This window comes from Halomonas sp. AOP43-D1-4 (assembly GCF_052446175.1).
Taxonomy (GTDB): Bacteria; Pseudomonadota; Gammaproteobacteria; order Pseudomonadales; family Halomonadaceae; genus Vreelandella; species Vreelandella citrativorans.
Genome location: NZ_JBQSVY010000003.1, coordinates 113688 through 133196 on the forward strand (window position 1 = coordinate 113688; position 19509 = coordinate 133196).

A 19509-nucleotide genomic window follows, 5' to 3' on the forward strand; every position below is an offset into this window, starting at 1 on the left:
GCTGACAAAGCTATCCACGCAAGCCACCTTGAACCCGTATAATGGTCTGACGCTTTTAAATCGAATATGAAAAGGAACGAGTATGAGCACTTCCGGCGCCGAGCAGGCCCAGCAAGAGCTAATCGAAGAGTTTGAAATGTTTGATAACTGGATGGACCGATATCAATACATTATCGATATGGGCAAGCAGCTTCCTGATTTTCCAGAGGCCTGCAAAACTGCGGAGTATAAAATTCAGGGCTGCCAATCCAATGTATGGATGCGCCATGAACAGCAGGGCGACACGCTGGTCTTTAGCGCTACCTCTGATGCGGCAATTGTTTCTGGGCTGATTGCGGTGCTGTTACGCATCTATAGCGAGCGCACAGCGGCTGAAATCCGCACTACCGAACCGCACTTTTTAGCGGATCTTGGGCTGGATAAACATCTTTCCCCCACGCGCAGCAATGGCCTCCACGCCATGCTTGAGCGTATTTACCAAGTGGCGCAGCAAGCCTAATACGGCATTAACGTTGATGTTGATGACAGCATGAAGGAGAGGGCGGCGACTCGTCGTCCTCTTTACAAAGTTGCTCACTACGCCCTCCGGGAACAGGGTCCATGCCACCAGGGTTGCCAGGATGGCATTTTAGGATTCGCTTGATAGCCATCCAGCCACCTTTGGCAGGGCCATGCACCTGAAGGGCTTCAATGGTGTAGGAGGAGCAACTTGGCCAAAATCGGCAGCGTGGCCCGAGCAGGGGGCTAATAAGGTATTGATAGGCACGCACCGTGCCAACCATTACTAAAACCGCCAGCTTGCGTAAAGCACGTAATATGTAATGCACCCAGCGCATGACTAACGGTTACCGTAAAGCTCATCCGGGTGAATAAGCGGTTCACTATTAATGGTGGCATCGGCGCTGGTTAGCGAAAGATAAAAGCAGCTTCGGCGACCGGTATGGCAAGCAGGACCTGTCTGGTCTACCTGTAGCAGCAATGTATCGCCATCACAATCCAGAGCCGCCGACTTAAGATGCTGCTGTTGTCCGGATGACTCGCCTTTACGCCAGAGCTTGTTGCGTGAACGCGAATAGTAGCAAACGCGATGCGTGCTCAGCGTTTCCTCTAGTGCTTCACGCGTCATCCAGGCCATCATTAACACTTCTTTGGTGTCATACTGTTGAGCGATAGCAGGCAATAAACCTTCCGCGTTAAATCTAACAGCATCCAATAACGTCGTGGTGGCGGGTAATGTATCTTGTGGCGTTGCCGCCTCAAGTGCCTTGAATAACGTATCAGCCGGTAGTTGATCAAAACGAGACATATCTATTATTCACTCTTGGCTCGACAGTTTTGACAAAGGCCTTGCAGCTCAATCGTCTGTCGTTCAACACTAAAGCCTTGCCGGCTGGCAAAGGCTGACAGCTGATCGCTAACTTCATCCAAATGCAATTCTTCGACGTAACCACATTGACGGCAAATCAGCAGTTGGAACCCATGAATATGTTCAGGACAGGCGCATGCCACATAGGCGTTTAGCGACTCGATACGATGCACCAATCCTTGGTCAATCAAGAATTCCAGCGCTCGATAAACCGTAGGAGGGCGGGCAGCTGCATGCTCGGTTGAAAGTTTATCCAACAGGTCATAGGCTTTTAAACCGCCGCCATTGTGAGCAATCAATTCAAGCACGCGGCGTCGAATGGGGGTAAATCGAACGCCGCGGCTGTGACACTGTGATTCCGCTTGTTGAAGTAGCGTATTCGCTTCAGTCATTGGTGCACTCAGTAAACGTCATCAGCTTAGTCTACGCGCTTGCGATAGTTGTGTCAGGGCTTTCTGTTAGCTCACTCTTGCGAGCAAAGTGGTGCTGAGCAAACGCTACACGCTCGGCAACTGGCACCCCTTCTGGTTGACGCTCGATGAGATCAAGCCGGCGACGCAAACCCTCTCCGTTGGTCATTTGAATAGCAAGGCCCGGGCGTGCATTCAGCTCAAGCAGCATGGGCCCATGTTGCCTGTCCAACACCATATCGGTTCCCAAATAGCCTAATCCGGTCATTTCATAGCAACCCGCCGCCAGGTTTAGCAGGGTATCCCACTGGGGGACCTCCAGGCTTGCCAGGTCATGCCCGGTATCCGGGTGGTTGAAGCAAGGGCGGTCAAACTGCACGCCGCGAAGGGCTTCTCCGGTGGCAATATTCAAACCAACACCGACTGCTCCCTGGTGCAGGTTGGCTTTGCCATCGGAGGCCGCCGTTGATAAGCGCATCATCGCCATGACGGGGTAGCCCTTGAAAACGATGACCCGAATATCCGGCACGCCTTCGTAGGTATACGCCATCAGACTTTCTTCAAAATTAATCAGCGTTTCAATGACGGCTACATCCGGAGAGCCGCCCAGGGAGTAAAGCCCTGAAAGAATATTAGAGACATGACGCTCTACAGCCTCAAGCGTTAAATGCGCTCCGCTGGGTTTAACAAACTGATTATCAACTACCTTTTCGATAACCAGGATACCCTTACCGCCACTGCCTTTGGCAGGTTTGATAACAAAACCATCATGACCTGTCAGCATATCGCCAATATGCTGAACGCCAAACTGCGTGGTTACCGTACCAATAAGCTCTGGTGTGGTAATGCCATACTCTTGCGCCAAAAGTTTAGTCTTGAGCTTGTCATCCACCAACGGGTAAAGGCGCCGTGAATTATACCGGCCAATATAGCGAATATTACGCCGGTTCATGCCGATAATGCCTTTGTCGCGCAGGCGGCTAGGCCATGTCCAGTTGTTGAGCCAGCTCATGACGGCTTCTCGTCATCAGTAATCGGCTTGAAGCGGCGTAACTCAAGCAAACGATAGCCGGTGTAGTTACCCAAAATCAGAATGAGCGCCATCAAAATCAGCTGAACACCCAGGAAGTTGAAGGTGATGTGACGCACCCAAGGGTTGTTCATGGCAAGGTATGCGAGCACGGCTGTCAACAAGCTGCCGCCCCCCTGAATAATGACCTGTTTTGGGCCTTCTTCTTCCCAGAGGATCGACATCCGCTCAATCGTCCAGGCCAGGATAATCATGGGGAAGAAGGTGACAGTGAGCCCCGCGCTTAGACCCATACGGTAAGCCAATACGGTAAAGATCGAGATAATCGCGATGACCGTTATGATAACCGCCGATACTCTCGCCACCAACAATAAGTTCAAATAAGACAGATAGTTACGAATAACCAAGCCTACAGCCACGATCAGCAGGAAGCCAATCAAACCCGTCAGCAGGGTGGTTTGTATAAAGGCGAGGGCGATCAGAACAGGCATAAAGGTGCCTGATGTTTTCACCCCGACCAATACACGCAAAAACACAACGACCAAAGCGCCAATGGGAATCAGCAGAATCGTTTGGAAAAGTGCTTGTTCTTCAAGCGGTAAGCTATGGATTGAGAAATTCAGCAGCGTATCATCAGAAAAGTGGTTGCGCACAGCAGCAGACGCTGGCTGATGGTGCGTTAGCATAGAGAAGCTAACCCGCGAGTTTGTACCACCTTGAACTTCAAGCACCGCCCGGCCACTTGTTTCCCAGAGCAGCAGGTTCTCGGGCTGGCCTTCCTCGCCCGTTGCAGGGTCGAATATATTCCAGCTTTCTGCAGGCTCATCAAATACCTGAATCCAACTGCTTAATAGTTGACGCCGGCGCCCATCTTCCAGTAGCAGTCCGCTTACTTCTCGCGCTTGTACACCCGCTTGATTTAGCAAGCGCACGATGAGTGCTGACGGCGTTTCCTGGGTGAGCAGTAAGCGGGCATTTTCACCCTGACGCTCACCATTTACATCAAGAATTAGCTCACGCGCAAAGGTCGCATTATTTGCACTTCTGGCCCACGCTCTATCAATTAGCTGGGTAGCTGCTGAATCATAAGGACTTTCCCAAGGCGTGCTCGACGCCAGCCCTGGCGGTGCTTGTACCGGCGGGCGGGAATCAGGTGATACCAGCATTTGCACCGAATAATAGAGCTGCTGGCTGCCAGCAGCATTCCGAATGGTCCACTCCGCTTGGCGCCCGAAATCATCCGTCTGGTAGGCTAAACCATAGCCAGAAGAAGCGGTATTTTCGGTCAGTACACGAAAGCCTGCCTGATGGGAGGGCAGCGCTAAGTCCACTTTTACGGGGCCATTCTGGGCATTGAAATTGATAACGGCCTCAATTTCCCATACCTGACGCTGCTCGCCTGGTACCCACGGAATTTCAAAATGAAGATGTCTATGCACACTGGTGGCAATACCTGCCACAAGAAGTAGACCTACAATGATATAAAACGGAAGGCGTGACATTAAAATTCCTTTCAGCGAAAAGCGGCAGGGGAGCTTTTACTCTTCGATATCGTCTTGGTCGACCGCTTCATCTTCAGCGGCTTGTTCAGCAGGGTCCCCGCCGGGGAATTCTGGACGCTCATGTAAGTAGGTTTGCGCCACATCAACAATAGCAATATCCATTAAGAAACGGCGGCCTAGCAATACGGGGAAATCGAGGTGGGTACGATCATTCAGCGTAAATTCGACGTTTTCACGAATAGGACCGAGCGTCATTAATAGAGAGACAACGGGGCGAGACTCTTCACCAGACGCTTGAACAATGCGTACACGCCGTTGAACAGGTGCCTCTATCCACTCGTTACGCAATGACTCCACGACACTATCATCCTCAGTCAGTGCCAGCTTGAAGCGCACCCAATCTTCGCCATCGCGCTCAAAGCGCGTAATGTCGGAGGCTGATAATGATGATGTCTCTGCACCGGAGTCCACGCGTGCTTTTAAATAGGTACCTACACTCGGCAGGCCAACCCATTCGCTACGTCCCAGCATGGTTTTCATATCTAGCGTGGTATCCACTTCACACTCTTCGCGGATAATGATGGGCTCGTCACCCCGAGCTTCAAGCTCCTTTATATCACCGCGTAAAAGGCGTAGCAGGCTACCCACTTCACGAACATCAGCGGTAAGCACCTGCTGATGGCTGAGTTGTTGCGCCTGATGCTGAGCATTAGCACTGCATTGTTGCCCTAATGCATCCTGTAGCTCGAGCATTCGGGTATTGAATGCTACCTCGTTCAATAACGGTGGCTCATTAGAATCTGGTTGCTGAAGGGCGCAGCCAGAAAACAGAAGTGATAAACCAGCCATCAGCCACAAAACACCTGGGCGCATAACGAGAGACATCCTTGAAAATTAAAAAGGAATAATAAGGAGAAGCTAGACCAGTTGTCCAACGCCGTATTAACTTTTTAGAAGCTATCTGAATCTGTAATTTAACATAATATATATTATGCGAATGCCGGGGTCTTGATTTTCACACAGAACAATTAAGATGGCGTATACCCACCTAACTGGCTGATTTTTGGACCCCAATGGCTTTAACGTGTTCATTCTTACATAACCAGATTCCGATTGCTTCCTCTTGGACCAATTCCGATCGCGGAGATGACATTTATGCTGCAGACAAGCCCAGACAGGTCATCTTAGTCATCAGGCACTAAAAAGCAGCCTGCGTTAGCAAGGCTGCTTTTAAAAGCGGTAAATAACTAAGGTTTACTCATCGGCCGGCGCATAGGATCCATCTTCGCGGTGCACCTCATTGCCACTCAGTGCCGGTGTAAAGACACAGGCCACGGTCATGCCTTTTTCTTTGCCGCGCAGGAGGTGCTCGTCATGCTTGTCCAGTAGATAAATATCGCCCGCTTTGATTGGCCAGATTTTGCCATCCGCGAGGGTTTCGACTTCACCTTCGCCTTCATAGCAAAAAACGGCTTCGTAATGATGCTTATACTGAATGTGAGTCTCTGTGCCCGGGAAGATGCGTGTGATGTGGAAAGAGAAACCCGCATTATCCTCGGCAAGCACCAAACGGGTACTGTCCCAGTTACCATTTTCAGCAGTTACCAGTCGGCTTGTTTTACGTGCTTCTTCAAGACTACGGACGATCATAATATGCTCCATGCCTGAACGGCTGGCGATACCAGCCGTTGAGTTTATCGTTAAGGTTCGTTAACTACCCAAAGTAACGTCAGGTTATCCGTTGATAACCGTGTTGACAGCCGCTTCCAGAATATCCAGCGCTTCAAGCAGATCTTCGTCGCTAATCGTTAACGGACAGAGGCATTTAACGACTTCGCCGCCTTGGCCGCTTGTCTCAATAATCAAGCCGTTTGCAAACGCTTCGCTGGTAATCTTGTCGGCGATGTCACCCGAAACAACGTCGATACCACGCATCAGGCCGCGGCCGCGCTCGGTAGCTGGGATACCATTTTCAGTCAACAGCGCCGCTAGCTTCTGGAAACGCTCTTCAACGATGCGGGCTTTGCGTTGTACGTCGCGCTCAAACGTATCGTTTGCCCAGTATTTTTTAAGCGCGGCAGTCGCCGTTACCATGGCAAGGTTAAAGCCACGGAAGGTGCCGTTATATTGGCCAGGTTTCCACACGTCCAGCTCTGGACGAATCAATACATGAGCAAAGGGCAAGCCAAAGCCAGACAGTGACTTCGAGTTAGTGACGATGTCCGGCTTGATGCCGGCGTGTTCAAAACTGAAGAACTTGCCGGTACGGCCACAGCCTGCCTGGATATCGTCCACGATGAGTAAAATATCGTGTTCACGGCAAATACTTTCAAGCCGTTTTAACCAGTCCAAGCCTGCTACGTTGATACCGCCCTCGCCTTGCACGGTTTCAACAATAACCCCTGCGGGAATATCCAAGCCGCCTGACTGGTCGCCCAGTAATTTTTCAAAGTAATCAAGCGTATCGGCATGCTCTCCCATATAGCCATCATAGGGTAAAAAGCTTGCCCCTTGCGTCGGAATGCCGCCGGTTGCTTCACGGAATTTACGGTTGCCGGTGGTGGCCAACGCCCCCATGGTCACACCGTGGAAACCGTTAGTGAACGTCACAATATTGTGGCGACCTTTGGCTACGCGTGCCAAACGAATAGCCGCTTCAACTGCATTCGTCCCGGTCGGGCCAGGCAGATGAACTTTATAATCCAGCCCACGCGGTTTAAAGATGAGTTCTTCGAGTGTTTCGAGATATTCCCGTTTAGCTGCCGTCCACATATCCAGACCGTGGACAATACCGTCGCTAGACAGGTAGTCAATCATGGCTTGCTTGAGATGCGGGTTGTTATGGCCGTAGTTAAGCGTTCCGGCACCCGCCAAAAAGTCGATATATTCGCGACCGTTTTCGTCGGTTAAACGAGCATTTTGCGCTTTGGTAAACACAACGGGAAATGAACGTGAATAGGTACGAACATTAGATTCCATACGTTCAAGCGATTGGGTCTTCATTGGCGACCTCCTTGTGTCATCGTTAAGCCGAGAGATGTCGAGAGCATCGAGGCAATACGGATAGAAAAAGAAAAATCAGATGTGATCAGTTTGGAATGGGCCGATGCGAACCAGGTTCTCTGGGTCATGCTCCCCACCAAGCTGTTCGGTAGAGAAATATTCACGGCTATTTAACGGCGCATGCCAGCGAGTGGCTAAACGTCGAAACAGTCCCCAGGAAGCCAGGTTGTCAGGTGTAATAGTGGTTTCCAAGTGGTGAACATCGGCGAGTTCAGGGCGAGAAAGAATGGCTTCAACAAGGCGGCGGGCAAGCCCTGTACCGCGTGCTTTTTCACCTACGGCTACTTGCCATAAGAAATAGGTATCGGGGGCATTGTCTTTTACATAGCCAGACACAAATCCGACTATTTCGCCCTCTTCGTTGGTGGCAACAGCGCAGGTATCACGAAATTGGGTGGCTAACAGCAAGTAAGCGTAAGCAGAGTTAACGTCCAGAGGAGGACACGCTTTTACCAGCTCGTATATTCCCCAACCGTCCTCTGCATTTGGCTTTCGGATATAGAGAGGCGCTTCTGAAAACCCAACGACCGCGTCGGCAACGGTGGGTCGTGCGAGCTCAGATGAAGGGGTAAAAGGTTGCATTGGCGTATTCATGGTTATGCTTCGCTGTAGCGAATTTGAGCATCATTATAACAGCTGATTATTAGCAATTCAAAAGCCATATTATCCACCACCCTGTTTTCCATAATTTATGGTTATATTAGGCTTGGTTTTTTAATACTGACATCGCCACTGGCGAAATAAAAATATGAGTTTAGTCCAACTTTTAAAAAACGGTGATATTAAAAAAGCGAGCCACTGGCTCGCTTGATGTACTGCACATTAGGAAGCTGCTGGCAGGTTATTGCCGAGTAACGGTCCGCATGGTGACAAACTCTTCAGCACCGGTTGGATGAATACCAACGGTGAGATCAAAATCCTGTTTGGTAAGACCAGCTCTAACGGCGATGGCAATGCCTTGAATAATCTCCCCGGCCTCTTCGCCTACCATGTGCGCTCCGACGACAATATCCGTTGCATCATCAACAATAAGCTTCATCAACGTGCGCTCCTGGCTTCCCGACAAGGTGTGCTTCATCGCCCGGAACTCCGTGGAGTAAACCCGAATGTTGGTAAACTTTTGGCGGGCGCCCTCCTCGCTTAAGCCAACCGTGCCAATATTGGGCTGACAAAAAACCGCGGTAGGCACCGTAGTGAAATCAAGCCGTGTCGGCGTGGTGTCTTTGAAATGATAATCCACCAACTGCATGGCTTCAGCCAGCGCCACTGGAGTGAGCTCTGGACCAGCCGTTAGATCTCCAAGCGCTAACACAGATGGGACCAGTGTTTCATAATGTGCGTTAACCGGAATTTTGCCGTTGCCATCCAACTGAATACTCAGCTCTTCAAGGCCCAGGCCCTGAATATTGGCTTTACGCCCTGTTGCTGCCAGTACAGCGTCTACCTCTAACGTCTCGCCGGTCGTCAGATGAACGTTGTAACCGGATTCAATGGCTTCAATACGCTCTATATTGGCGTTGAAATGGAGATTGACACCTTTTTTATCCATTTCCTTACGAGTGAATTCACGCACTTCATGATCAAAGGGTTTCAAAAATAGATCGCCACGATAAATCAAATGCGTTTCGCTGCCCAGGCCATTAAAAATACTCGCAAACTCAACGGCGATGTACCCGCCGCCCAGGACCATAAAACGCTTGGGAAATTCGTCCAGGTCAAACACCTGGTTAGAGTCCAGCGCATGCTCATTACCCGGGAAGTCAGGCACCCATGGCCAGCCACCGGTGGCCAATAGTATTTTTTTTGCGCTCACGTGAGTAACGCCGTTTTCATCTTCTAACGCCACCGTATGCGCATCGACCAGTCGACCGCGAGCGCTAAGCAGGGTGACGTCTGCTCCTTCCAGCATGCGTTGGTAAATATTGTTTAAACGCTTAATTTCACTTGTTTTATTGTCTCGCAATGTGGCCCAGTCAAAGGTGGCCGGCTCGGATAGCTGCCAGCCAAAACCTGCAGCGTCATCAAAACTGTCATGAAAATGTGCGGCATAGGCATAAAGTTTCTTGGGTACGCAGCCTACGTTGACACAAGTCCCCCCGAGATAGCGGTCTTCCACAATAGCGACGTTGGCACCCGTTGCTGCAGCCATGCGTGCAGCGCGAACGCCCCCTGAACCTGCGCCAATCACTAATAAGTCATATTGATACTCAGAATCGGCTACCATTATTTGCTCCTAAAAATTGGCATGCGCGTTAAGAAACCGACGGCACATGCTTATTGACCTTAGTCGCGATGAAGGTTAAAACCTTCATCGCTTGCTTGATTTCGCCTTAACCTGACGATGTAACGATACGGAGACTCAATGTCTGACCCTATTGCGACGCTCCTCGAAAATAATCGTGCCTGGGCTGAACGCATGTGCGAAGAGGATCCCGAGTATTTTAAGCGCCTGTCTAATCAGCAAAACCCTGATTATTTATGGATAGGCTGTTCTGATAGCCGGGTTCCCGCTAATCAGATTATTTCATTGCCACCGGGCGAAGTATTTGTTCACCGCAATGTCGCCAACCTTTTACATCACACCGACATGAATGCGCTCTCTGTTGTGCAGTATGCGGTCGATGTCCTTAACGTGAGCCACATCATGATTGTGGGGCACTACGGCTGTGGCGGTATTAGAGCGGCAGTGACGGGGGGTGAGTGCGGTGTCGTTGATTACTGGCTGCACTCCGTCCGTGAGCAATATAACCACCATCGCCACTCGCTTGATCACCTTCCGTTGGATGAGCAAATTGACCGTATGTGTGAGCTTAATGTTAAAGCACAGGTTAAAAGCTTATGTCGCACTAAAATCTTGCAACGCGCCTGGCAAAGCGGCCAGAATATTTCAGTACATGGCTGGGTCTACGGCTTAAGCGATGGTCGTGTTAAAGACCTTAAATGCACCGTCACTGGGCTGGATCAGGTAGAAACGCTTTACCGCATTGATCGAGTGCAGCCAACCGATTAAGCCCTAGGCGACTATTGCCCGAAGCAATAGTCGCCTTTGCCTGCTAATACCGCGTTACCTACCCGCCAATGGGGCATGTTACCCCTGTCCCTTTTAAGCCACAGTATCCGTTAGGGTTTTTGTCCAGATATTGCTGATGGTACGCTTCTGCAAAATAGAAAGTATCCAGCGGCTTTATCTCGGTGGTAACAGTACCTTTACCTGCCGCCTCTAACGCCTTTTGGTACGCTTTGGCACTCTGCTCAGCCGCCTGCAGCTGTTCATCGGTGGTTGTATAGATAGCAGAACGATACTGCGAGCCTATGTCATTTCCCTGCCGATTGCCTTGGGTTGGGTCGTGTTGCTCCCAAAATATCTGGAGCAAGGTGTCAATATCGGTCTTGCTGGGGTCGTACACCACGCGAACCACTTCAGCGTGCCCGGTCCGCCCCGAGCAGAGTGCATCATAATCGGGGTCAGGCGTTTGGCCACCCGCATAGCCTGCGGCAGTCACGTATACGCCTGGTTGCTGCCAAAAGAGCCGCTCGACACCCCAAAAGCACCCCATTCCCAGAACGATTTCCTGATAACCCTCAGGATACTGCGCTTGTAGCGAGTGTCCGCTAATAGTATGAACATAGTTCTCGGTTAATCGTGTCATATCACTCTCTATTCGTTTCGTGCTGAATCACTGGGTTGCCTTGGCGAGTAAAAGTATAAATCAAATCGATCGCCTGATTAGTACCCGATACAGCCTGCACGTATAAGTTACGCCATAGCGTATAGCGAACGGTTAGTTCTGCAATGGGTGAGAAAATTCCCACACCATAGCTAATTCTAATGTCTTCGGTCAGCTGACCGCTAAGGGCAACCTGACTTTCATCCCCGGCGCCGGTTGTATCCAGCGCTAGGTCATCAATGCCAAACGATTGACCAATAGAGCCGACAGCCCCCCCTACACGGCCTAGCGACATTCCGATCAACGCGGTTGTCAGTGCGCTGTCCATCCCACCACCGGAATCCTGACTACGCCCGCGCAGTAAGTAGGAAAGCGCTTGTGTTTCACTCATGGAAGGCTCTGAGAAAATCCCTACGTTAGGCTCGACAGCACTTCCAGTCACGCGGACCCCAGCAATAACGTTATCTTCTGTTCTATCAGGATTACGTATTGCTTCAAAGTCCAGTGTGGGAAGCGATGGTGGACCACTAAACAGTAGTCGGCCACGGCGAACCAGCAAGTCTTGCCCAAAGGCCTGGAAACGCCCGTCAACCAGGTTTACATCCCCAAAAAGCTGAAGTCCACCGCTATCCTGGCGAACTTGAAGTGTCCCGCCCAAATCGGATTCCAGACCATAAGCGGAAATATGCATATCGCGACCTAGCGTCAGGTCAATCAATACATCAAGCGTCATGCCCGTTTGGCCTAGCTCCTCCGAATTGCTAATCCCCCCATTTGCCGCGGCCCTTAGCGCGGCCTCTTCTGCCATGCGGTCGTCGCGCTCAGTAATGACGACCTCATCAGGGCTTGGCTCAATAGCGGACGAGGATCTGGCACCAATAACAAGCCGGGACCACGGTAAATCAACATTACCGCGCACCTGTAAATGCTCGGGTGTAACACGTACCCGAATATCCGGGGCGACTTCTATACGACCAAATTGGGGCAGCACCAGAAGGACGGGCTCCTGAACGGCTTCAAGATCGACACCGATACGCCAATCATCTAGCGCTGGCCAATAGCTGTCGCCGGTAATGTTAAGCCGACCTTTTTCGGCTTCCACAAACCCATTGATATTCCCCTGCTCTCCATCAAATAAAAGCGTAAGTTCGCCATCACGGATGTCAACAGGGATACCTGGCCCATGAACATGCAGGTTGCGCAACGCTAACGCACCCTGTAAATCTGGCTGGCTTGTGGTTCCGCCAATGAGCACCCGCCCATCAAACTCGCCTTCAAGACGGTCTAAGCCGATGGCCATGGGTAGATAAGGTTCAAGCAACAGTTTATTCGCGCGTAGATCGCCTTCTAGCGTGCCCCGACCCATCGGATCATCGAGGGTAAGATCCAGGGTTAGGTCTCCCGCCTCAGAAAACGAGAGTACGATGTTGGCGTCCGCTTGCGCTTGATTCGCCTGCACCTGAACATTGAGGTCAATAGCAGGAAGCTGAACCGGCTGACCATAGTCGTTAACAGCGGTAATGGCGAGATTGCTTAGCAGTTCTACATCAGCCTGCCAGCGCGCTCCACCTTGACGCCAGTCAACAACCATATCGGCCGTTGTATCACCCTCAAACGTCCACTCTTCAGGCAGGAAAGGCTCGAGCATTTCCATAGGTACTTCGCGTACGCTTACCACCGCACGGCCCTGGTTAGCCGAGGCGTTAATCGGCTCTTCAGAGCACACCAGCCCGCCTTCCTCACGGCGCAAACAAAACGCGGAGAGACGCGCTTGACCATTGGCGAGGTTGTAGCTTAGGTCCAAGGGTTCCTCCAGGCGAATAGTGCCCGCCTCGGAATCAATTTCCAGCGGTGTCAAACGGCCTTGGTAGACTTGGCGCTGTTGATCAAAGCGACCATTCAACGCCACTACCACACGGCTTAATGGACTCTCTGGTTGACCTTGCACAGTCGCTTCAAGCTGGTGCTGAGAAAGTCGGCCAGTTAGGTTCAGGTCAACGGCCTCAAGATCCTGCCCGCCTGCAAAAATTTCTTTCAAGCCTAGCTGAACATCAAGTCTTGGATCCTCAAGCCCCCGCACATTAGCGTTAAGCGAGAGTTGCTCCACGAGGCTGTCGGTGAAGCGCAGATCACTGCCTGACAAGTCAGCAACAAGAGTAGGTTGCTCAAAACTACCTCCGGCCTGCAGGTTACCCGTCAATGTACCGCCCAACTCAGGCGAGAGCGTATTGAGTTCACTCAGGTCAATATCAGCCTTCAAGGACATTGCTCGCTCGCTTAGCTGGCCTGACGCGTGAAGCCGGTTGTTGCCCTGAGCGAACTGAAGTTGATGAATATCGATTTCCAGATTACTGTTAGCATCCAGTGCCGCCTGCAAGGTCAAGGGATAATCGCGAAGCTTGCCTTCAATATCGATGTTTGCCACGTTAACCGACCATACATCGTCTAGCTGGCGCACGTTGAGATCAATATCGCCGGTTAAGCTACCTTCCATTTGGTCAACAAAATTGCCGGGATTAAATTGATCCAACCAGACCTGTGCATCGACCGTTAGCGGCGCTAACCAGTGGATACGCCCTTCGCTGCGCAGCCTGCTTTCTTCTACCTGAAGAACCAGCGGCTCCCAACGGAAATGATTAGCATCGCCATCGCCTGTCAGTGTAACGCTGGCGCGAGGCAACTCAGGGCCATGCGCCTCAAGGCTAACCTCCGCATGGTAAGCCTCCATGCTGCCTTCCACCGTCAGGTCGACCGCCTCAGCCACATACGGTTGAGTAGCGTGCACGCCGTCGGCCGCAGGTTCGTCTACCAAGGGCCATTGCAGTCGTTCACTTTGTACACGCGCCTGGAAGGATAAATCGGGTGTTGACCAATCGACATGCCCCTCGCTACGCAGCGTGTTTTCCCCCAGTTGCAGAACTAAAGGCTGCCACTGGTAATGGCCAACGTCTCCATCGCCAGTAAGTGTTACCTGAGTCGGTGGTAACTGAGGGCCCTGCGCGCGTAGGCTAATCTCGGTGCGGTAAGCCTCAAGACTGCCCTCTACCGTAAGGTCAACGGCTTCAATCACATAAGGCTCAAGAGCACTCTCGCCCGCTGGCGGCGTTTCCTCTACCAAAGGCCATTGCAACCGGTCGCTTTGTAGCCGCGCATGGAAAGGTACGTCGGGTGCTAATGCATCTACGCTTACTGCAAGGGATGCGGTTACCACCTCTGAGGCACTAAGCTCAGCCTGTAGATTGTTTAGCGGACCGGACAGCGTAAGAGCCAGTTTTTCCCCCCTTAATTCTGGATAAAGTTCGGGTAAAAACAGCTCGGCATTTAACTGCGCTTCCAGCGGATAACTACCGGTTAAGCCCACATTGCCTACAAGAGTGGCTTCAACATCCTTGGTCACCACATCAAAAGATGTGATATCTACCTTACTTTCCTTCGTGCTACCCGCTAACTGCAAGCGCTCGACAGTATATTCAAAGGCACCTGTCAGTTGAACATCGGTTACTGTCAGGTCGCTCACGCTTATATCGACAGGTAAAGCGATCTCAGGCAGCTCAATACGCTCTCCGTCAGCCAAGCGTTGCTCGGGCGACGGAGCAGGTAAGGCATCCTCTTGAGGCTGAGGCGTGGCCACGGCAATGGCGCCGTCAATGCCCTCAGCCGTTAGTGAGGTTTGAGCACCCTGCGTAAGCTGAACACCCGCTGAGGGCGGTAAATAAATGGTCAACTGATCAAGATGTGTTGGCGCTAAATCAACGTTGCTCCACGCGGCACTAGCAGATGATTCAAATGATGCCCATTGGATACGCGTACCATCCGCAAGCTGCACATTGCTATTATTGACAACCACCGAGCGCAGCTCGATAGGAAATGGCAGATGTAGCCGGAAAGGCTCGCCCGACGCTTGTGGCTCTTCAGGCGTGTCATCTGCACTCAAGCGCACATTTAATCCATCAGCGTGCAATGTATCCAGGCAGAGTCGTCCAGAGAGGAGGCAATCATCGGCCCAGGCAATCTCAAGGTCAGCAATGCCGATCGTTAGGTTACCTAGATCAAGATGAAAGCCTTTTAACGTAAATTGTTCCAGTAATGCGCCGTCTTGTTGCTCGTAAGAAAAGTATCCTCGCTTTTCCCCTTGTGAGAATAAAAAATCAGTCCCCCAAGGTGATAATGCCGTACCCAGTAGCAGTGCGACTAACCCAAATAACCAAAGTGGCAGAACAATAGCCAGCCGTATAAGGCTCCAGATCAATAACCACGCCCGGTGTCGGGATGAGTATGGTTGGCGCGTCGTAGAAGTAGAAGATTCAACCTGGGACAAAGCGTACTCCTAGAATTCCGGGCCGATGGAGAAATGCACACGATATGCATCGTCGTTATCGAAGGGGTGCGCTACATCAAGGCGAATTGGTCCTACCGGCGATACCCAGCGGACACCCACCCCGGCGCCGGTTTTTAAATCGTGTGGCCCCCAGTTATCGAACGCATCACCGGTATCCACGAACGTCGCCGCCCACCAGTCGCCCCTAACACGACGTTGATATTCAAGCGTCGAGGTAATCATTTGACGCCCGCCCTGCAAGCGTCCCTCGTCGTTTCGTGGCGACAGGCTCTCATAGGAGTATCCGCGCACGCTGCGATCGCCCCCTGCGAAAAAACGCAGCGAGGGTGGAATTTTGGAAAAATCATCTGTTTCGATAGCGCCAATGCTTAGCCGTGCTAAAAAGCGATTATCATTGTTGATAGTGCGGATAAATTCGGTATCACCGGTTAAACGCAAAAACTGGGCGTCTGATCCCCACACTGTGTCGGAATACTCAATCGAGAGCTGCTGACGGTCGCCCCAAAGAGGGAATCGCTGTGGCCGTGTCCGCGTTCGGGACCACTGGATGCCTGGATAAAAGAGCCAGACTTTGTCTGCCTCTCCCCCTTGGGTAAAGTCTTCATACGTTGTTCGAAAATACACCGACTGGATCCAGTCGTTGTCAAATTGCCAACGACGAGCCAGCTCAACAGAGCCTTGCATCGACCGGGTATCGCTATTATCAATATTGCGAACCCCGTACTGCAATCGATAGCTATCGCGGAGCGGGTCTTCAAGGGGAACGTTGTACACACCGGTAAAACGCTGTTCCGGCGCAGAAAGATAAAGGTCATGATTCAGGCTGTGACCTAAACTATTAACCCATGGCTGGTGCCAGCTAAAGCGTAAACGGGGGCCTACATCTGTCGCATAACCGATACCCACCTCAAACTGGTGACGGTTCGCAGGATCAACGTTCACATCAATAGGCAAACGAATATCGTCATTTTTATTGATAGTCAGTACGCTCGCCAGTGCCGCACTACTAATCCGCGGGCGCTTCGGCTGGGAAGCTGTGGCTGACTCCCACCAAGGCGAGGCTCCCCCCTCAGGAGGCGCAACAACCAGCTCTTGGGCCGTTGTCAAACGAGGGCGAATCGAAACGGATCGAAACCAACCGGTTTCAACCAAGCGCTGCGTATAAGTAGCAAGCGACTCCGTGAGATAGGGATCGTTATTCTCATACGTCTGCATGTTATGCAGGCGATCAAGAACAATGTGGCTCCCTGTGATATTGGTTTCACCAAACCGAAAGCGTGGGCCGCTATCAAAATCCATATAGAGGCGCGCACTTCGTAAATAAGGGCGCACTTCCATACGCCGTTTGGTAAAAGCCCAATCAAAGTAGCCACGTTCGATAGCTAACCCCGAAAATTGCGAACGCAATTGATCCCAGGGCGGCTGAACTAACGGGTCGCCTACTTTTAAGGGAAAGCTATCCAGGGCGTCTTTAAACGTAGGATCATCTTTGGCATCGCCATCAACATTAATCGCAAGCTCCTGAATTTCGACTCGAGGACCAGAATCAATATTGAGTACAACGGCAGGGTCAATTTGAACCTCAACGGTGGGCTCATAATAACCATAGACACGCATTGCCACTCTTGTACGGCTACGTATCTCACCCTCTAAACGAGTTTGGGTATATAGTTCTTCATCAATACTCTCTAAATAGGCGCTGATATTATCTTCAACGTCGCCGTCAACCCCGTTAATAGTAGCCGTTAACGCCAAAACTGATGGAACATAGGCAAAACTCAGAGGGAGCGCAATCAAACAAGCCATCCGAGTAGCTGAAAGCCAACGCCACTGTCTTCCCATACAATAAACTCCCTAACAAACTCTTTTGTTGGCGGTTATAGCCTGTTCCACTACTACTATCTAAGCATTTCTATTTGGGCACTAAAAGCGAGTTGGGCCTGGCGAATTTGCCGTATATCACTTTCAAGGGTAGACAAACGCTGAGTCCACTGCTCTTCAAATGCCGCAATTTCATCACTTGGAGAGGATGAGTCTAACTGTAGCGTATTTAGCTGAGTGTCCAATTGATTAAAGCGCTCGCTCAAAGCAGCGATTTTCTCTTCCAACGGCCCTGTTACTGTTTGGTTTAACTGATTGACCTGCTCTTCCAGTGACGTGAGCTGCTGAGCGGTGGTTTGCTCCAAATGATTAACCTCTTCAACAAGGTTCTGCCGACCGGATATGCCCGCCTGTTCCAGCGCATCCAGGGAGGTGCTAAACGCTGCCAAGCGGCGATCACGTAAGGCAGCCTGCTCTTGGTACTGGGAAAGGCGCTGATTAAACGACGTTATCATCTCATTGGATGGGCGCTCTTCGTCATCTGTCAGCGCACCATAGAGCTCTTCACGCGTATTGATTAACGCAACAGACAGCTGCTCCTGCTCTTGGAACAGCGTTGTCATCTGAGCCTGCACTAGCGCAATTGTATCCTGCACATCAGTATCACCTGAGTCCAACCGAGCATGAACGTTAGAGACCTCGCCACTGACGCGGTGGAGTTCGGTTAATAAACGCTCGCGCTCAAACCACAGCACGACAGCGGCGCCTGCGAGTAGCACACAGAACAAGAGCATTCCAAGCCATAAGGGCCATACGAGAGGCCCTTTTCGGTGGCGCAGATGCTGAGCCGTTAAGCTTTGGCCTACATCGGGAACAATACGTTGGGAAGGCGTCGGATTAGGCATGGCATTTTCTCAAAAAGACGTAGGGTCGGCACGACGACCAATACCACGGTACTTTAAGCCGCAGTTGGCAACAAATGTAGGGTCGTAAATATTTCGACCATCTAACACCAGCTTAGCGCTGAGTAGCCCTGCAAGTCGATGCCAGTCCGGGTTCCAGTATGACTTCCACTCCGTAACCAGCATTAGCGCATCGGCACCTTCACACGCCTGATATGGGTCTTGATCAAATGTTTGAAGGTCATCGCGCTGCCCAACAAGCTGATGTAATGCGCTAGTAGCGGCGGGATCATGAAGCTTTACCTTTACACCTTGTGCCCACAAAGCGTCTAAAAGCGTCAATACCGGCGCATGGTCGATACGTGCTGTGCCAGGCTTGAACGCGGCCCCCCAAATAGCGATCGTTTTACCCGCTAACTCGCCTTCAAAATGGGCCCAAAGTTTACGGAACAGCGTCTCTTTTTTCTGCTCATTAATGTCCATGACCTGTTCAAGCAACGCGGAGTAACGGCCGCTTTTTGACTGAACATCTGCCAGGCGCATTAAGTCCCGCGAAAAGTTGGGGCCACCAAAACCACAGCCGGGATACAAATACTCAAAACCGATACGTGTGTCGGCCCCCATACCTTGGCGAACATGCTCAACATCCACGCCTAGTGTATCGGCTAAACCGGCAATTTCATTCATGTAGCTAATTCGTGTGGCCAGCATGCCATTGATGGCAAGCTTGGTAAGCTCTGCCGCCCTGCGCGGCATGGGCTGGAAAACTTCTTGGCGGCGATTGAATGCGCGTAAAAGCTCGCGTGCAACGTGCTCTCCGTGGGCATCATCACATCCAAGCAGCCAACGCGTGGGGCGAGTAAACGACGCCCAGGCACGCCCTTCTTCAAGCGTATCAGGCAAGGCCACGCTGCTATGTTGGCCTCTCATTAAATCATCCAAGCGCTCCGTTTCGCCGACCGGAAACGTAGAGTTATTAATTAACACGGCACCTTGCTGCAGACATAGTTCCGACTGTTGAAGCAGTGTGCTGGCGTCGTTACGCTGGCTTGGCGAAAGTGCAAGCCAGACAACATCAGCCGAAGACGCCTGTGATACATCATCAATCAGTACTAACGTGCCATCGGCCAGTCCCTGCTCGATATGCGGCATTAGCTCCGGCTCACTGCGCAGCCAATCCACCTGCGAAAGAACCGTCCAGGGCGCACTCTGATGAGGTAACCACTCTACTTGATGACCTACCCAGGCTAATGCGGACGCTGCTGTCACCGCACTTAGTTCACTGCCGTAAAGAAATACTCGCATTTACCGAACTCCTTGTACGGCGGAAAAGCGAGAAAATATAGCCATAAGATTCATACAATGGTCCTTTTCATGCGTTCTGACCTGGGAGTGGTTAGAATGTCCA

The 19509-nt window shown here is 51.4% G+C and carries 17 protein-coding genes; 2 read left to right on the top strand and 15 right to left on the bottom strand.

What is annotated here, in order from left to right:
* The first annotated feature begins 82 nt into the window (after positions 1-82).
* Positions 83-499, top strand: coding sequence for a SufE family protein (locus tag ACT3RQ_RS04130; RefSeq protein ID WP_193053557.1), 417 nt, complete (start codon positions 83-85; stop codon positions 497-499).
* A gap of 7 nt (positions 500-506) precedes the next feature.
* On the opposite strand, the gene yidD is transcribed toward ACT3RQ_RS04130, so the two are convergent.
* From yidD to gorA, 10 genes are all read right to left on the bottom strand, one after another.
* Entirely contained in the window at positions 507-836 is a 330-nt protein-coding gene (gene yidD / locus ACT3RQ_RS04135) for a membrane protein insertion efficiency factor YidD (protein ID WP_444639888.1), read from the bottom strand.
* A 2-nt stretch (positions 837-838) separates the two neighbouring features.
* A complete protein-coding gene (gene hisI / locus ACT3RQ_RS04140; protein ID WP_444639887.1) occupies positions 839-1306 on the bottom strand; it encodes a phosphoribosyl-AMP cyclohydrolase in 468 nt (155 codons plus the stop codon).
* A 5-nt stretch (positions 1307-1311) separates the two neighbouring features.
* Positions 1312-1758 (bottom strand): Fur family transcriptional regulator, encoded by a 447-nt coding sequence (locus ACT3RQ_RS04145; RefSeq protein ID WP_172116630.1) that lies wholly within the window; start codon positions 1756-1758, stop codon positions 1312-1314.
* Positions 1759-1789: 31 nt separating this feature from the next.
* Positions 1790-2788 (bottom strand): alpha-L-glutamate ligase-like protein, encoded by a 999-nt coding sequence (locus ACT3RQ_RS04150; protein ID WP_444639885.1) that lies wholly within the window; start codon positions 2786-2788, stop codon positions 1790-1792.
* Positions 2785-4308 (bottom strand): inactive transglutaminase family protein, encoded by a 1524-nt coding sequence (locus tag ACT3RQ_RS04155; RefSeq protein WP_444639884.1) that lies wholly within the window; start codon positions 4306-4308, stop codon positions 2785-2787. Before ACT3RQ_RS04155 ends, ACT3RQ_RS04150 begins: the two co-directional genes overlap by 4 nt.
* A 36-nt stretch (positions 4309-4344) precedes the next feature.
* Positions 4345-5181 (bottom strand): ATP-dependent zinc protease family protein, encoded by an 837-nt coding sequence (locus ACT3RQ_RS04160; RefSeq protein WP_444639882.1) that lies wholly within the window; start codon positions 5179-5181, stop codon positions 4345-4347.
* Positions 5182-5562: 381 nt separating this feature from the next.
* Positions 5563-5958: an ectoine synthase gene (locus ACT3RQ_RS04165; RefSeq protein WP_172116624.1), complete on the bottom strand. Its 396-nt coding sequence runs from the start codon at positions 5956-5958 to the stop codon at positions 5563-5565.
* Between the two features lie 84 nt (positions 5959-6042).
* Positions 6043-7311 carry a diaminobutyrate--2-oxoglutarate transaminase gene (gene ectB, locus ACT3RQ_RS04170; protein WP_444621647.1) on the bottom strand — a complete coding sequence of 423 codons (1269 nt, stop codon included), beginning with the start codon at positions 7309-7311 and terminating at the stop codon, positions 6043-6045.
* Positions 7312-7386: 75 nt separating this feature from the next.
* Positions 7387-7965, bottom strand: a complete 579-nt coding sequence (ectA, locus tag ACT3RQ_RS04175; RefSeq protein WP_172116622.1) for a diaminobutyrate acetyltransferase — start codon at positions 7963-7965, stop codon at positions 7387-7389.
* A gap of 247 nt (positions 7966-8212) precedes the next feature.
* On the bottom strand, positions 8213-9595 hold the full coding sequence (gorA, locus tag ACT3RQ_RS04180; RefSeq protein WP_444639878.1) for a glutathione-disulfide reductase: 1383 nt from the start codon (positions 9593-9595) through the stop codon (positions 8213-8215).
* Between the two features lie 138 nt (positions 9596-9733).
* Between gorA and can the strand changes: the two genes are divergently transcribed.
* Positions 9734-10381: a carbonate dehydratase gene (gene can / locus ACT3RQ_RS04185; protein WP_087105449.1), complete on the top strand. Its 648-nt coding sequence runs from the start codon at positions 9734-9736 to the stop codon at positions 10379-10381.
* Positions 10382-10439: 58 nt separating this feature from the next.
* Here can and msrA read toward each other — a convergent pair whose 3' ends face one another.
* The 5 genes from msrA to ACT3RQ_RS04210 are packed head-to-tail and all read right to left on the bottom strand — an operon-like array spanning position 10440 to position 19406.
* The gene (gene msrA / locus ACT3RQ_RS04190) at positions 10440-11021 is read right to left on the bottom strand and encodes a peptide-methionine (S)-S-oxide reductase MsrA (protein WP_444639877.1); all 582 of its coding nucleotides are present in this window, start codon (positions 11019-11021) and stop codon (positions 10440-10442) included.
* Position 11022: 1 nt separating this feature from the next.
* Positions 11023-15357 (bottom strand): autotransporter assembly complex protein TamB, encoded by a 4335-nt coding sequence (gene tamB, locus ACT3RQ_RS04195; RefSeq protein ID WP_444680049.1) that lies wholly within the window; start codon positions 15355-15357, stop codon positions 11023-11025.
* A gap of 9 nt (positions 15358-15366) precedes the next feature.
* Positions 15367-17220 (bottom strand): autotransporter assembly complex protein TamA, encoded by a 1854-nt coding sequence (gene tamA, locus ACT3RQ_RS04200; protein WP_444680050.1) that lies wholly within the window; start codon positions 17218-17220, stop codon positions 15367-15369.
* 56 nt (positions 17221-17276) lie between these two features.
* The gene (locus tag ACT3RQ_RS04205) at positions 17277-18104 is read right to left on the bottom strand and encodes a hypothetical protein (RefSeq protein WP_444639873.1); all 828 of its coding nucleotides are present in this window, start codon (positions 18102-18104) and stop codon (positions 17277-17279) included.
* A 9-nt stretch (positions 18105-18113) separates the two neighbouring features.
* Positions 18114-19406 (bottom strand): nucleotide sugar dehydrogenase, encoded by a 1293-nt coding sequence (locus ACT3RQ_RS04210; protein WP_444639871.1) that lies wholly within the window; start codon positions 19404-19406, stop codon positions 18114-18116.
* Positions 19407-19509 lie beyond the last annotated feature (103 nt).